Below are 15,276 nucleotides of genomic sequence, written 5' to 3' on the forward strand. Positions count from 1 at the left end.
TGGGGATGTAAAATGCGTGTATGACTGCTGAAAAATATCTGCGACCGGAAGTGATCCGCCAGGTGGGCCGCCTGGACCTCCGTGCCAAGTTTATTGTGGAAGGGTTCCTCAGCGGTTTGCATGCCAGTCCCTTTCACGGTTTCTCAGTCGAATTCTCAGAGCATCGCAAGTATAACCCCGGCGACGACATCAAGACCATCGACTGGAATGTCTACGCCAAGACCGGCAAGTATTTCGTCAAAAAATACCGGGCGGAGACGAATGTGACAGGTTGGCTGGTCATGGACCTGTCGCAATCGATGGACTGGAACGGTCCGCTGGAAGCGCGGAGCGCTGGGGTCAAGGTGGATGCCTCCGTGCTGGGTGCAGCGGCGACGGAAACGCTGACCAAGTTCGAATATGGCATCTGCCTGGCTGCGGCCCTGGGGTATCTCATGATCCAGCAGCAGGACCCCGTCGGACTCGTCGCCTTCGACACGCAACTGCGCACGGTCGTTCCCCCCAAAAGCAAGCGGACCCAGCTTGGCACGTTGCTCTCCGTGCTGGCGAATCTGCGGCCGAGCGGCCCGACCGACATCGCCGGCAGCCTCATGCAACTGGCGGCCTTCGTTCGAGGCAAGAGCCTGATCATGCTCTTCAGCGATCTGCTCCCCACCCGCGACGACTGGCGCAGCGAAGCCGAAGCTGTCATCCGCAGCCTCTACCGCCTCCGCTACGCCGGCCACGAGGTCATCGTCTTCCACATCCTCGATGTTCTGGAAGCCCAATTTCCCCTCGCCGGACTGATCGACTTTGCCGATGTGGAATCCGAGGCGCACCAGGAAGTGGACGCCCAGGGGATCCGCGAGGATTACCTGCGGTTTGTCGAGGAGTTCCGGGGTTACTATCAGCGGGAGTGTGCCGCTGCCCGCGTCGATTACGTGCCGATAGACACCTCGGTCGGCTTCGACCGGGCACTGCTGGATTATCTGATCCTGCGCCAGCAGCGCTTCGGCTGAACGCCCCCGCTTCCCACTTCTGTTCTGGACCAGCCCCTTCGGCGGCATGGACAAGAGGTTTTTTGTGATGATGTGCGTCTACTGTAAGGAAGCGAGCAAAGCGGTACCTTCGACTTGGTACATCGACAATGCCACGAGTGAGAACGGGCCTATGATTCCGGCTCCGCAGGCGAGGCTTCGCCGGAGTGAGGACCGAACAGCCGAGGCTTGAAATCCCTGGGGTCTGAAGGGGAAATTGGCTCAGAACCGAGGGAGGCAAGCGAGACGGGGCGGTCCGCTCGTAGCTGCCCCCCTCCGAGGGGCGCGAGAGAGGGTCAGGCGGTCATGGCCGCGTCGAACGGTGGATGCCAATGGGTTGCCAGGTGTGATTGGACACGTGGTTTAGACGTGCTGATTCCAGCGAGAGGGGTAAAGCAGGCGGGGCAGGAGCAGGGGCAAGTCTTCGCGGTCGCGGCAGGTGAAGAGCTGGCCATCCACGACGACTGCCTCATCCCGATAGGCAGCCCCCGCGGCCCGGACGTCATCCCGAATGCCCGGCGTGCACGTCACTTGCCGTCCGTCGAGCACTCCAGCGCTGATGAGCAGTTGGGGGCCGTGGCCGATGGCCGCCACAGGCAAGCCGTCTTGTACAAATGTCCGTGTCACATCGACGGCCTCTTCCCGCAACCGCAGCCGTTCGACACACGTCCCATCCGGGATCAGGAGCAGATCGTAATCGCTGGGATTGACCTGATGGATGGTGGTATCGGGTTCGATGCGGTAATTGTGCATGCCCACGAGCACATGCATGAGGGGGGAAGCCAGGCAAACTTCCCATCCCGCCTCGCGGAGCCGGTACCAAAGGTAATGCACGGTCACGTCTTCAAAGCCGTCATCGAGCAACACCAACGCTTTCATGATGTGGTTCCCCCCCTGAATGATGCCGTTTTCCCCGTGAGCGGGGCAGGTTCCCCACGACCAGCCCCTGAGATAACCATCGATAACTCCTGCTAGCCATTTTAGTGAATGTTTTGGAAGGGCGAGTATTGCGCGGCCATGTTCCGGGGCAGGGAGTCTTTGGCGGGGGTGGGAGCGGCTGCGGAGGCCCTTTGCGGGAGCAATCCGGGCCGGGTCGATCACGTTGGCAAACAGTATTTCTCGTTATTTTTTGCGGAAGGGATTGGGGGGCAGATCGACTTTTTTGATGGATTGGAGGAAGTCCAGGATTTTACCGCCGTCATCGGCGAGTTGGGCGTGGAAGTGGAGGGTGAAGCCGTGGGGTCCTTTGGCGTCGATCAAGGCGGGTTGCAAGGTGAGGAAGGTTTTGACCACGTCGATTAGTCCCATCATGGTGGCGCAGAAGATGTCGATGCGGGCACCGTGGGCCAGGAGGTACTCGGCGATATCGCGGCGGCCCATGTGGGAAGCAGCACCGAGGGCGGATTCCCAATCTCCGCCGCCCCAGTCGATGGTGGCGTTGACCAGGGCGGGCTGGCGGGTCAACAAGCGCTGAACCATGGGCAAATCGCTGTGAGCGAAGATCACGAAGTCCTGGACGAGCAGGCGGGGAAGCGGGGAACGGCGCCAGGAGGGGGTGAAGCTGGGCTTGGGATAGTCGCGGACGAAGGGTGGCTCGACGGGAACCGGGGTCGGGGGCGGGGCCAACTCCGGTTCGGCGGCTGTGAGGGCGTCCGCTCCCAGCACGACACTGCTGGCGCAGGTGATGGTGAATTGGCGGCGGCTCCAGGCCATGGCGGTTTCCTCCTCTTGCAGACGGGCGGGGGTTATGCCTTTTCCAGCGGGGGCAGCAGGTCTCGTTGCGCGCAGGACGCCGCTGCTGCTTCATCATAGCCGTGCTGAGGGTGGGAAGCCACGCTTCGGCAGAAATGGAGTTGGGGGAAATCGAGGCGCGGAGCGGAAGCCAGGCGGCGAGGTCAGCCGAGGGCGTCGTGGAGGACGGAGCCGGTGGGGAGGAGGGGAACCGGGCGTCCGATGCGGTCGCGGAGCGTCGTTTCCAGGTCGAAGCCGAGGAGGTAGTAGGCGGTGGCGAGGATGTCCTTAGGCGAGACAGGCCGATCGACGACGGTGCCGCCGATGCGATCGGTTTTGCCGATGACTTTGCCCCGGCTGATGCCGCCTCCGGCAAGCAGGACGGTGTAAGCCTGGGACCAGTGGTCGCGTCCGCCGCCTTTGCTGGAGTTGAGTTTGGGGGTGCGGCCATGTTCGCTGAGGACCAGGACGAGGGTTTCGTCGAGCAGGCCGCGTTGTTCCAGGTCGGTGAGGAGGGCAGCGAAGCCGCGGTCGAAGCCGGGCATCAGTTCTTCGCGCAAGCGAGGGTAGTGTTCCCAGTGGGTGTCCCACCCGGAGCCGGCCAGGCCGTACTCATCCCAGAAGACGGTGACGAAGCGGCTGCCGGCTTCGATGAGCCGCCGGGCGGCCAGGCAGCTTTGGCCGAAGAGAGTATGGCCGTAGGTGTCGCGTACTTTGGCCGGTTCCCGCCGCACATCCAGGGCTTGGCGTACCTGGGGTGAAGTGAGCAGGGTGTAGGCCATCTCGCGGAAAGGGTCGCCGCTGTCGATGCGGTCGCGGACGCGGCGGGCCTGTTCCAACTGTTCGAGCAAGGAGCGGCGGCGTTCCAGGCGGTCCAGCGTGATGTCAGGAGCCGGAGGCGGTCCGAGCGTGAAATAGGCGTCCGGATCGATCCCGACGTAAGGTTCCGCGAAGGTTTCGCTTTCGTTGTTGAGCGTCTTGGTGATGGTGCGATTGGCTCGGCCGTGGAACTGGGTGAAGTGGGGGGCATAGGGCCGGCCCAGGAAGGCAGGATAAGGTCCGGCACGCGGCACTTCGCCCCGCCGCTGACTGCTGAAGGGGAAGGGAAGGGCGATGTTGTCCGGCACGGGCTTGCGCCGGGCGGCGGGCGAACGCTGTTGTTCCAGATAGGCCACCACCGACCCGATGAACGGCCAGTGCCGGCTGTCATTCGGCGCCAGTTCCATGGCGACGTCAATCTGGGGCACGCCGGTGGTGGCATAGGCTACGCCGTGGATCGGATACGGGTGGGTCACCGAGCGCACGACTGTCAGCAGGTGCATGACGCGGCTGGTCTGCGGCAACAATTCGCAAACATCGCAGCCGGGAAGCGTCGAGCGGATGGGGCGGAGTTCGCCGCGGACCTCGAGGGGAGCGTCCGGCTTCATATCCGCCAGTTCGAGCTGGCTGGGGGAGCCATAGAGAAACAGCAGAATGCAAGACTTCGCCCGGCCAAAGAATCGTCCGGCCGTATGGGCTGCTAGACTGGCTGCCGAAGCCGACCCCCAGCGCAGGGCCTCCGCCAAAGTCAGGCCCGCCGCTGCTCCAACCGTCAGCCATTCCCGACGCGTGTAACCGTCACAGAACCGTTTCGGTTGACCCAGCAATTGCAACATGATGACACCGACTCCACGGATCGACACTTCTCGACAACGGGATGCCGTAAAAAGGGACACCGGCAGGGCGGGCAGTTTTCTCCCGGTCGTTCCGCACGGAGAGACTATCCGAACAACCTGTTCTTATGATGCCGGATGATACGGGATGGGGCAAGTCAAAAAATGCGGATACTTTCAGTTGAAGCCGTCTCTTTCGACTGGAAGCACCCAAGGGGGCGCCCGTTGCCCTCTCTCCGAGGAAGGGGGGTCGGAGAAGGCTCGGCAGAATACCAGGGTGACATGGCGGCGTGGACAAGGGGAGGGAGAAGGCCGTCTGCCGGCAAAAGGCGGGGCGCTGGAGCGGAGGGGGCGATCCTCCGGTTCCGACGTTCAATCAGACGCTCAAAGAGGGCGCAGGAGTATAGGAGAACTCATGGGGCGGAGTGATAGGTTCTTCCTCGCCGCCGCGGTCCTTGAAGATATGGAGTGCTCGCAAACGGGACAGATCGAGGTATTTGGGTTCCGGGTACAGTTCGTGGGTGAAGGGGTTGCCGGGGGCATAGTCGTGGATCATGACGCGGACTTTGGGCAGGCCGCGGAAGTGGAGGTCTTCTGCGCGTCGGCGTCCGCCGTGGACATCGTACAACTCGGCCAGGATGCGCAGGACGCGCTCGACGTGTTTGAAGGAGACGCCGTCTTCGACGAAGATGATGTCGATGTGGGTGGCGCGGAGCAGGGCGTGGGCGTGCTGCCGGGCGCGGCGGGAAAGAACGGTATGATACGGCGGACCCACCAGGCTGGCGCGCCCTTCCTCGGAGTTGGGATCGGATTCTTCCCGACCGGCACTGTCGAGGAACCACCAGTGCGGGGCAAGCCAGAAGGCGCCGCCTCCCGGTCCACGGTAGGGGGCCAGCCGCTTGAAGAGTTTGTGCAAGCCCCGGAAGAGCTGGCGGCGCAGTTGGATGACATCCCGCCGTTCTAATCGTTCTCGTACCTCGGGCCGTTGCAGGTCCTCCACACTTACGCGCAGGGGCCAAGGCGGGTCGAAATCTGTCGCTTGGGATTGCTCCGGCGGGACAATAAGGATGGGAACATCCCCGCTCTGGCGCGGCGCCGGATGGCGGCGGACATACCAACCCCAGCGGCGGATAAGAGTGGCGGCGCGGGCGATGGCCAGCGGGTCGGTACCGCCGATGTGGACCGTCGGCGGAGTACGGCGAGCGGGATCGTGACGCCGGGACTGACACCAGAACGCCAGGGTGACGGCCCACAAACCGGGCAAAAGCCAGGCGGCTACTGCTCCCAATAGGCCCGTCAGCGGCAGCGGGTCCTGACCTGGCGGCGGCCCCCACAGGCGATTGCCGCAGGCTGTCACCAGGATATCCGCTGTCAACAGCAGGAGCAGGAAAGCGACGAGAGTCAACAGGCGGCGGATGGGCAGCGCGCGAATCCCGCGGCGGCTTTGCCAGACTACGGCCGCTTCATCCCGTCCCAGCAGCAGGCCGACCGCTGCCGTGAACAAGAGCAATCCGCCGTTGATCAGCAGAATCCAGCCGCAGGGTGCTTCCCAGGCCAGGGCGGAGATGAGCACGGCATACGCCACCACCGCGGCCAGTTCCACCCCTCGCCGGTCCGGATCGCCCAGGCGGGTTTTGAGCAGCCGATCCAGCACCGTTACCGGCACATAAACCCCGAAAAAAGTCAGCAATAGCAATAGCAGCCACAGGATGCCCAGCGCGGCCAGATATAAGGTGTAGGAACCGTACACGCCAAGCAGGCGCCAGCCCGCCTCGGGAGCCAGATACCAGAGTAGTCCTGCCAGCATCCCCCAGAGCACGAGACCGGCGATCCCCCAGGTGATCCAGCGCGGCACGGCTTGGGGCAGAGGCGGTTCGCCCCGCAGGTCCAAGCCTAGCTTGTATTGCCATTGGCTCGCCTGGTAGCCCCATTGGCCGCAGAGTTCCAGCAACCCCTCCAACCAGGGCAACGGCGTACGCCGGTGCCGGATCACCACCGTGATGAGAGCCACGTTGAGGGCCAGCAGCCCCAGCAGGTCCTGGAAATCGTGCCGGGCAAAGCGGCCGGCCACTTCCAGCGCCAGCACGAAGCCGCACAGCACTAAGGTGAATCGCCCGCCGTTGCGCAAGAAGCGGCGACTCCCCGGCCAGACTCGTGTCAACAGTTTCATACCCGCCCTGCCCGTAAGCCCTGGACCTGCCCCCAGGAAGACTCTCTCTGCTGCTAGGTGTGGCCTACATCATTGTGGCCCGCATTGAGAATCCTTGGCGAAGCATTGTTGTGGCCTACATCGTTGTGGCTTGCTGTATCGCGGTCTGCATCGGAGAAGTTTGCGCTTGCTGGCCCCCCTACTCCTCCCAATGGAACAACCTCGGGATGGCTTTCGGGAGAAGATGGGGGATGGCCGCCTTCCGCCGCGTTAGCTTTCCTCTTCTCCCTATTCCGAATCTGGTCTCCGAACGTCCCTATTGTATCACTTTGGCCAGCCGCTACGGGGGGTGGATCGGAGAAAAATGCTGTCCCCTAACCAAGCGGAGGGAAAGTTGTTTCCGGCGGCATTCCCTGTTTCCAAGTGCAGTGTTGGCTCATGACCGTTTCCCGGTGCAGTGCAGGGTCATGACCGGCGGGGCGCCGGGGTGGAGGAAAGGGCATGGAGAACCAAGGCAGGCGGAGTTGGCCGTTGTGGACGGCAGCGTGGCCGGGAGTCGGCGGGCGCATCCGGGAACGGCTGGAGGATTTTGAGGTCGAGGAGGTGGCGGCTTACGAGCCGTGCGGGCAAGGCGAGCATCTGTTTCTGTGGGTGGAGAAGCGGGGGGTCGGCTCGGAGTATCTGCTGCGGGCGGTGGCGCAGTGCCTGGGCATTCCGGTGGGTGCGGTGGGAGCCGCCGGGTTGAAGGATCGCTACGCTATCACGCGGCAGTGGCTGTCGGTGCCGCAGGAATGTGCCGAGCGCCTGGGTCGCCTGGAGGCGCTGCACGCCGAGGGGATATACCTGCTGCGGGTGGCACGCCATCGCAACAAACTCAAGCCGGGGCATTTGCGGGGGAATCGCTTTTGCATTTTCATTCGGGGAGCTTCGGCGGCAGCGCCCTGGCAGGCCATTTTGGAGAAGATCCGCCGGGAAGGCTTGCCGAATTACTACGGTCCGCAGCGTTTCGGGCGGGAAGGCAGTACCCTAGCTTTGGGTTGGCAGTGCCTCCGCGGCCAACTCCGGCGGCGCCTCCGCCCGTTCCAATTCCGCTTGGCCCTGTCCGCGGTCCAATCCCATCTCTTCAACGATTACCTGGCGCGCCGGCAAGAGGATGGCTTGCTCCACACCGCGCTGGAGGGGGATGTGATGGCGCACTGGCCGGTCGGCGGACTGTTCCGGGTGGAGGATGTGGCGGCGGAACAGCGGCGGCTGGAAGCGCGCGAGATCGTGCCGGCCGGGCCGATGTTCGGAACGCGCACCTACCCGGCGGCGGGAGTGGCGGCTCGGCGGGAAGCGGACGTACTGCGGAGCTATGACCTCACACCGGCGGTTTTTGCGGGCTTCGGCCAACTGCTCTCGGGCACGCGGCGACACAACCTCATCTACCTGGACGATCTGCAAGCCGAGTGGGAAGCAGAGGGATTGCGCCTGCGCTTTACCCTGCCGGCAGGGAGCTACGCCACGGTGCTGCTGCGCGAAGTCATGAAAAACGACGCTGTGGAAGCGGTTCCGCCGGATGAAGCCGAGGAGGAATGACAGGCCGAAATCACTGTCTGGTGCGCTCGGCATTCCGCTGCCATCCTCGGTTTTCGTTGGCCTTCGTTCGGCAACTCTGGCATTCCGCTGCCATCCTCGGTTTTCGTTGGCCCCTGGGCTACTTTCCTGGGTACCCCCCGCTACTCTGCCGCCGCGATCGGCCGATCTTGTCCACCTCTGCATCGTGCTCTCTGCAACCCGGCGGGGTGCTTCCCAGAGCTAAGAACCGGGGGAAACTCACGAGGCGGGCCGGCTCACTTCCTCCGATCCCCTTCGGTTTTCCGACGATGACTTGTCACTTCCCTTTCTCCCCTTCCGCCTTCCAGACGATGACGTATTGCAAGGAGTTGAGGGAATCGGGTTTTTCCCCTGCTGGCGGGGGGGCTTCCAGGATGAAGCCATCCGGGGTGCGGCGGTAGAGGAAGGGCTGGCCGGTGGAGGGGTCGTTCGGGATCGGAGTGGCCGTGATGTCGGCGAGTCGCTCCGGGAGTTGGCCGTGATGGGTTGCGGCGTGCCAGCGGATGGCTTCGAGGGTTTGCAGGGCGGCGATCCGCCGCTGGGTGCGGGCAAAAGCGTAGCTGGTCTTCCACACCGACTTCAGGGTGAGGGCATAGACGCTCAGTAGCGCGTCATCCTGGCGCCGTACGCGTTGTTGTACCTGCTGGTCGAGCTTGGCGAAGCGCGCTTGGGCCTGATGGTACGGCAGGCGGAAAGCCTCAAGGGTGGCATCCCACCATTGCCGCAGGAGGAGCAGATTGCGCAGGAGGAGGGCTTGGGCGTCGGGCATCTCGTCCACAGCCTGGGGCGGTTGGCCGAGTTGCAGGAGTTCGGCACGCGCCGCGGGGGCTTGCTGGGCCGCAAGCTGGAGAAGCTGGGCTTCCTGAAAGGGCGGCGGACCCGCCGGGTTCCGGTGGAGGATGGCGTACATAGCGACCAGGTGGCGGCGGGCTGTCTCCGGCGGAAGTACCCCTTGGAATACTTCCTTCCATTGGGGCCGAGCCAGGCCGATGAACTGCGCCTCGCCTTCGAGCATGGGCCAGGGGTGGGGCCAGGGTTGCGGCAATTGACTCAGCGCCAGAGAAAGGTTGGGGGCGGCGGGGCGGCTGAGCCAATCTTCGATACTGTCCCACGCGGAAGCCAGGATGGCGAGGCCCACCAGTGCGCGGATCAACGTCGGGCTTTCGGCAATGTCCCGTCCCAAGCGGAGATGGGCCTGGAGTGTTCGCCAGGCATCCTCGGCTTGCCCCCGCGCGAGATGCAGGCGGAATTGCAGGCGGAGCAACTGACCCAGTTGCCGGTATTTGCCGAGTTCTTCCAGAAACGGCGTGACGTCTCCCTGGAGGAGGAACGGTTCAAGCTGCCAGTCGCAGGCGGTCAAAGCCGTGGCGTGCCGCAGGGCGAGCAAGGAGGGGCGGTAGGGTTGCAGATGGGCTTGGAGGGCGTCACCTTCCGGGGCCAATTGTTCGAGCGGCAGGGACAGCCAGCGGTCGATCTTGTCGGCCCGTTCCTGAGCTTCCTGGGGGTTGTGCGGCGGCGGAGGCAGCAGAGCGATGGCGCGGAGATATTCCAGGGCAGCATTCCCCCGGACCTGTTCGCTGGGGGGGACGAAGAGGGTGTACTTGAGGGGCGGAACAGGGGGCGGAGCGGGACCGAGGGTGAGTTTCCGCCCTGGGGGTTTGGCGGGCTTGGGGTCTGCCGGGGTCTGCTTGCCTGCTGGGGCCTCTTGAGCCGCCGCGGCCTTCCCTTCTCCTCTCGGCCCAAGGCCGGCGAGCAGGATTGCCAGCATTCCCGCGCCCAGCCCCAGGCCGAAGCCAGCCGCCAGCCGTCGTGTCGTGATCATGAGGCGGTTCTCCGAGGGGAGGATCGAGATTCGTCACTCTGCTATTCGCCAGGATGCTGCCGATATTGGGGCTACCTTTCGGTCGGGCAGGTGGGAAGAATCCGGGAAATACCCTATCCGGACCGGCGGCGGGAACGGGCGGAGCGTTTGCGCGGCAGGGACACCGGAGCGGTTTTGTTGCCGAAGACGCTCGGCGGTGCGGCCTCCCCGAGCCGTTTCTTCAATTCGCCTTCCAGACGGACGATCTGGTCTCGCAAGGTCTGGGCGCGTTCAAAGTCCAGCACTTTGGCGGCTTCGAGCATCTCCTGGTGAAGCTGCTGGATGAATTCGTAGGTGACGTAATCCTCTCCCGCGGAGGAACCGACAGCGGCTTCCTGGGCGATCTTGTGGGCTTCGATGATCTCCTCGATGGCGTTGCGGATGGCCGACTGCACGGTGCGGGGTGTGATGTTGTGCTGGCGGTTGTAGGCCAGTTGCAGTTCTCGGCGGCGCTGGGTTTCCTCTACGGCCCGGCGCATGGATTCGGTCACGCTGTCGGCGTAGAGGATCACCTCGGCGTTGACGTTGCGGGCCGCCCGCCCGATCGTCTGGATCAGCGACTTTTCCGATCGTAGGAACCCTTCCTTGTCAGCGTCGAGAATGGCGACCAGAGAAACTTCCGGCAGGTCGAGTCCTTCACGCAGTAGATTGACCCCGATGAGGACATCGAAGTGTCCCTCCCGCAGTTCGCGGAGGATTTGGATGCGTTCGATGGCATCGAGTTCGGAGTGAAGCCATTTGCAGCGCAGGCCTTGATCGCGGAAGTAGGTGGTCAGGTCTTCGGCGAGGCGTTTGGTCAGGACGGTGACGAGGGTGCGTTCTCCACGGGCGATGCGGCGGCGGATTTGCTCTTCCAGGTCCTGGACCTGGCCGCGGGCTGGCTTGATGTGGATGAGGGGATCGACCAGGCCGGTGGGGCGGATGATCTGCTCGACAACGGCACCGCCGGTGCGCTCGAGTTCGTAGGGTCCCGGCGTGGCAGACAGGCACAGTACCCGGCGCATGCGGGCCTCGAATTCCTCGAAGCGCAGCGGACGATTGTCCAACGCACTCGGCAGGCGGAAGCCGTGCTCCACCAGCGTTTCCTTGCGGCTGCGGTCCCCGTGATACATTCCCCGCACCTGCGGGATGGTCACATGCGATTCGTCGATGATCAGCAGGTAATCTTCGGGGAAGAAGTCGATGAGGGTGTAAGGCGGCTCGCCGGGCTTTCGGCCGGAAAAATAACGGGCGTAGTTTTCGATGCCGGAACAATAGCCGACCTCGCGGAGCAGATCGAGGTCATAGCGAGTCCGGGCGCGCAACCGCTCCGCTTCCAGCAGCTTTCCCTGCCCTTTCAGCTCGGCGTAGCGCTGCTGGAGTTCCTCCTCGATTCCTGCGATGGCCAGGCGCAGGCGGTCCTCCGGTGTGACGAAGTGCCGGGCCGGATAGATCGCCAATTCGTCCAGACTGTGCAGCACTTCTCCCGTCAGAGGGTGGATGATGGCGAGCGTGTCGATCTCATCGCCGAACAGTTCGATGCGATAGGCGACTTCTTCCGACGCCGGCCAGACGTCGATAGTGTCCCCGCGCACGCGGAAGCGCCCCCGCTCGAAGGCCACATCGTTGCGCTGATACTGGATGTCGACCAAGCGGACCAGAAGCTCCTCGCGTTCGATCCACTCTCCCCGCCGCAGGTACACCGTCATCCGCTTGTAGTCCGAGGGCGAACCCAAGCCGTAGATGCACGACACACTGGCGACAATGATGACATCTTCCCGGCTGACCAGGGCGGTCGTGGCCGCCAGGCGCAAGCGGTCGATATTCTCGTTGATCGAGGCGTCCTTTTCGATGTAGATGTCGCGCTGGGGGATGTAGGCTTCCGGCTGATAGTAGTCGTAATAGCTGACGAAATAGTGGACGGCGTTGTGGGGGAAAAACCCCTTAAATTCCTTGAAGAGCTGGGCGGCAAGGGTCTTATTGTGGGCGAGTACCAACGTGGGCCGCTGTAAATGGGCGATGACGTGAGCGGCGGTGAACGTCTTTCCGGTGCCGGTCGCTCCGAGCAGCACCTGGAACGGGCAGCCCCGGTCGAAGTTCTCGCACAACTCTCGGATTGCCTTGGGTTGGTCTCCCGCTGGCGGATAGGGGGTGACCAATTGGAATCGCGCGGCCATGGGAGCATCCTGGCTCTGCTGAGGGTCCCGTCCGCGGGAAAGGAAGCAGCTCCTGTCCGGCTAGCGGACTGTTTCGTGATCTATTGTAGGGGGGAAGGGGGAGGTGTGCCCCCCTGGGAAGGCGGCCATGCGGAGGCGGCTGAGGTGTGCGCGGAGGAAGCGCCAAGCGAGAAGGAATTCTCGACCGAAACGCGAGGCGGCCTCAAACTGGTATATCCGATAGAGCTGGCAGGACCCCGCCGGCTTCAGTGGCGTCGGTCGAGGAAAGAGCGCGGCAGACCGGCCAGGATCGGGTAAACTGATAGTGCTGGCCGTTGGCGAGCCGGAGCGTTCCTCGCCGTGGGGTCGGAGCGTTCCTCGCCGTGAAATGTGGGATGCTGCGAGGGGGGCTTTGCACGCAGGCCCGCAAGCGAAGTTCGGTCACGTCCCGATCATTCTTCTAGGAGGGCACGAACATGAGTCGTGAAGGCCACCAGTCCGGTTTGCGAGTGCGCTTGCAGGCGGAGGCGCTGGAGGATCGAACCACGCCGGCGGGAAATGTGACCGCCTTCGTCTCCGGCGGTATCCTGTTCGTGCAAGGGGACAGCGCCAGCAATCAAGTCTGGCTCAGCTCCTTGAGTGAGGATACGGTGGCCGTCACGGCTCTGGGGGATACCCGCGTCAATGGCACCTGGCTGCCGCTGACCTTCAGCGGGGTGACGCTGGGCTGGGTCATCACGATGGGCCAGGGGAATGATCAGGTGTACATTTCCCGGACGCGAGGGAACATCGGTGTTTTCCTCAACACCGGGGCGGGGAATGACCACATCACCCTCAATCGGGCGCAGCATGCCGGGCCGACGGTCATTCGCAGCGGGGCGGGGGACGACCTCATCTCGCTTGGCATGGGGCAGTATGCCGGGAGTGTGCTGGTTAACGCAGGCGGAGGGAATGATCGCGTCTTCGTCTCCGGGGTAAATTTCCGCAATGAGACTCAGTTCGACGGCGGGCCGGGGTTCGATCAATTGGGATTGGATCAGAGCCGCTTCGGCGAGTCGCCAGCCATTCGCAACTTCGAGCAGGTCTTTACGGCCTTGATGCCAACGGCGGTGGATGACAGCGTCTCGGTTCCCGACAACGGGCGCATCACCATCTCCGTGCTAGCCAACGATCTGCCGATCGGCGGGCCGTTCCAGTTGGACTCCATCCGTATTGTCACCCAGCCGCAGCAGGGCACGGTGACCGTCAACAGCAATGGGACGATCACCTACGTGGCTCACACCACGGTGAATAGCGACAGCGACAGCTTCCAGTACACGGTGCGCAATCAGTTGGGCGGGGAGTCGAACGTGGCTACGGTGCATCTGCGCCTGCCGGTAGCTTTGCGCCCGCCAACACCCACCATCAGCACCACTGCTAGCAACCCGACCAATTTGGCCAGCATCCCCTTCCGCGTGACCTTCAACAAAAACGTGACGGGCTTTACTGCCGGTGACATTACGGTGACCAACGGCACGCTCTCCGGTTTTACCACCGTCAACGCTCAAACCTACACCTTCAACGTGGCTCCCACCGCGGATGGCCCCGTGACTATCAACATTCCCGCCGGTGCGGCGACGGACAGCGGAGGCCGGCCCAGCACCGCCGCCTCTTTCAACATCACCTCGGACCGCACGGCGCCGACCGTGAATCTGACCACCACGGCTAGCGATCCCACCAATCTCGCGGCGATTCCTTTCACAGCGACCTTCAGTGAGAACGTGACGGGCTTTACTGCCGGTGACATTACGGTGACCAACGGCACGGTCCAGAACTTCTCCGGCAGCGGCAGCACTTACACCTTTGAGGTGGTCCCGACCAGCAATGGGACAGTGACCGTGTCGATTGCGGCCAATGTGGCTCAAGATGCCGCCGGGAACAACAACACCGCTTCCAACACTGTCACCCTCACCTCGGATCGCTCGGCTCCGACCGTGACCCTGAGCACGACAGCGACTAGCCCCACCAATCTCGCGGCGATTCCTTTCACAGCGACCTTCAGTGAGAACGTGACGGGCTTTACTGCCGGTGACATTACGGTGACCAACGGCACGGTCCAGAACTTCTCCGGCAGCGGCAGTAGCTATACGTTTGAGGTGGCTCCCACCGCGGATGGCCCCGTGACCGTGTCGATTGCGGCCAATGTGGCTCAAGATGCCGCCGGGAATAACAACACTGCTTCCAATACTGTCACCCTCACCTCGGATCGCACGAAACCGACGCCCACCGTCAGCACCACCGCGGCGAGCCCCACGAGCGACAATCCCATTCCCTTCACCGTCACCTTCGATGAGAATGTGACCGACTTCACCGCCGGCGATGTGCTCGTCACCAATGGCAGTATCATCAACTTCACCCAGGTCAACGGGTCCACCTACACCTTCGACGTGGTGCCAAATACGACGGGCAATGTGTCCGTGACCGTGCCCGTTGATGTTGCCGAGGATGCGGCCGGGAATAAAAACAATGCCTCCAACACTGTCACGGTCAATTTCACCGGTAACGTCGTGACTACGACGATCACCACGACAGAGTCCGACCCGACCAACGCCAATCCCATCCCCTTCGCCGTGACGTTCAGCGAAAATGTGACCGGTTTCACTCTCAGCGATATTCAGGTGATCAACGGCACAGCCCAGAACCTGACCGGCGGCGGTGCGAGTTACACCTTTGAGGTGGTACCGGGCGGAGATGGGCCAATTGTGATCGACATCCCCGCAGGAGCGGCGACCGGATCGTCAGGCACCCCCAACAGTGCTGGCACCTTCATCATCACCTCCGATCGCACCGCGCCGACGGTAAACATCAATTCCACTGGTATCAATCAAATTTCCGGGACGGCCAGCGATGCCAACACGATCACCCAGGTGGAGCTGAGTATTTACAACGGTATGAATTACTGGGATGGCACTGGGTTCAACAGCTCCACGGAAGTGTTTGTCACTGCCAGTGGCACGAATAACTGGAGCTATACTTTCATGACTCCTGGTACTTACACCGTGCATGCTCGTGCGACGGATGCCGCAGGCAATGTCGGGGACGACACGGAGACGGTAACTGTCAGTACAATCTGAAACACTCCCTGGAAGGTTACCAG

General features: G+C 63.0%; 9 protein-coding genes. 3 read left to right on the forward strand and 6 right to left on the reverse strand.

Annotation, left to right across the window (positions count from 1 at the left end; genetic code table 11):
* The first annotated feature begins 20 nt into the window (after positions 1–20).
* Positions 21–998, forward strand: coding sequence for a DUF58 domain-containing protein (locus H0921_RS13450; RefSeq protein WP_194538998.1), 978 nt, complete (start codon positions 21–23; stop codon positions 996–998).
* 381 nt (positions 999–1,379) lie between these two features.
* Here H0921_RS13450 and H0921_RS13455 read toward each other — a convergent pair whose 3' ends face one another.
* From H0921_RS13455 to H0921_RS13470, 4 genes are all read right to left on the reverse strand, one after another.
* On the reverse strand, positions 1,380–1,895 hold the full coding sequence (locus tag H0921_RS13455) for a DJ-1/PfpI family protein (protein ID WP_194539001.1): 516 nt from the start codon (positions 1,893–1,895) through the stop codon (positions 1,380–1,382).
* Between the two features lie 243 nt (positions 1,896–2,138).
* Entirely contained in the window at positions 2,139–2,729 is a 591-nt protein-coding gene (locus tag H0921_RS13460; RefSeq protein WP_228499686.1) for an ankyrin repeat domain-containing protein, read from the reverse strand.
* A gap of 182 nt (positions 2,730–2,911) precedes the next feature.
* Complete coding sequence (locus tag H0921_RS13465) at positions 2,912–4,402, reverse strand: DUF1501 domain-containing protein (RefSeq protein ID WP_194539003.1); 1,491 nt, start codon at positions 4,400–4,402, stop codon at positions 2,912–2,914.
* 373 nt (positions 4,403–4,775) lie between these two features.
* Complete coding sequence (locus tag H0921_RS13470) at positions 4,776–6,569, reverse strand: hypothetical protein (RefSeq protein ID WP_194539005.1); 1,794 nt, start codon at positions 6,567–6,569, stop codon at positions 4,776–4,778.
* A 480-nt stretch (positions 6,570–7,049) separates the two neighbouring features.
* Between H0921_RS13470 and truD the strand changes: the two genes are divergently transcribed.
* Positions 7,050–8,126, forward strand: a complete 1,077-nt coding sequence (truD, locus tag H0921_RS13475; RefSeq protein ID WP_194539007.1) for a tRNA pseudouridine(13) synthase TruD — start codon at positions 7,050–7,052, stop codon at positions 8,124–8,126.
* A gap of 295 nt (positions 8,127–8,421) precedes the next feature.
* Here truD and H0921_RS13480 read toward each other — a convergent pair whose 3' ends face one another.
* Positions 8,422–9,966: a hypothetical protein gene (locus H0921_RS13480; RefSeq protein WP_194539008.1), complete on the reverse strand. Its 1,545-nt coding sequence runs from the start codon at positions 9,964–9,966 to the stop codon at positions 8,422–8,424.
* A gap of 113 nt (positions 9,967–10,079) precedes the next feature.
* Positions 10,080–12,161: an excinuclease ABC subunit UvrB gene (gene uvrB / locus H0921_RS13485; RefSeq protein ID WP_194539009.1), complete on the reverse strand. Its 2,082-nt coding sequence runs from the start codon at positions 12,159–12,161 to the stop codon at positions 10,080–10,082.
* 455 nt (positions 12,162–12,616) lie between these two features.
* On the opposite strand from uvrB, the gene H0921_RS13490 reads away from it, so the two are divergent.
* Positions 12,617–15,253, forward strand: a complete 2,637-nt coding sequence (locus H0921_RS13490) for an Ig-like domain-containing protein (protein WP_194539010.1) — start codon at positions 12,617–12,619, stop codon at positions 15,251–15,253.
* Positions 15,254–15,276 lie beyond the last annotated feature (23 nt).

Origin of the sequence: Thermogemmata fonticola (assembly GCF_013694095.1) — a bacterium.
Classification (GTDB): domain Bacteria; phylum Planctomycetota; class Planctomycetia; order Gemmatales; family Gemmataceae; genus Thermogemmata; species Thermogemmata fonticola.

Excerpts from the sequence above, each read along its gene's own strand:
- H0921_RS13450 (WP_194538998.1), top strand. The coding sequence starts at position 21 with ATGACTGCTGAAAAATATCTGCGACCGGAAGTGATCCGCCAGGTGGGC.
- H0921_RS13455 (WP_194539001.1), bottom strand. The coding sequence starts at position 1,895 with ATGAAAGCGTTGGTGTTGCTCGATGACGGCTTTGAAGACGTGACCGTG.
- H0921_RS13460 (WP_228499686.1), bottom strand. The coding sequence starts at position 2,729 with ATGGCCTGGAGCCGCCGCCAATTCACCATCACCTGCGCCAGCAGTGTC.
- H0921_RS13465 (WP_194539003.1), bottom strand. The coding sequence starts at position 4,402 with ATGTTGCAATTGCTGGGTCAACCGAAACGGTTCTGTGACGGTTACACG.
- H0921_RS13470 (WP_194539005.1), bottom strand. The coding sequence starts at position 6,569 with ATGAAACTGTTGACACGAGTCTGGCCGGGGAGTCGCCGCTTCTTGCGC.
- truD (WP_194539007.1), top strand. The coding sequence starts at position 7,050 with ATGGAGAACCAAGGCAGGCGGAGTTGGCCGTTGTGGACGGCAGCGTGG.
- H0921_RS13480 (WP_194539008.1), bottom strand. The coding sequence starts at position 9,966 with ATGATCACGACACGACGGCTGGCGGCTGGCTTCGGCCTGGGGCTGGGC.
- uvrB (WP_194539009.1), bottom strand. The coding sequence starts at position 12,161 with ATGGCCGCGCGATTCCAATTGGTCACCCCCTATCCGCCAGCGGGAGAC.
- H0921_RS13490 (WP_194539010.1), top strand. The coding sequence starts at position 12,617 with ATGAGTCGTGAAGGCCACCAGTCCGGTTTGCGAGTGCGCTTGCAGGCG.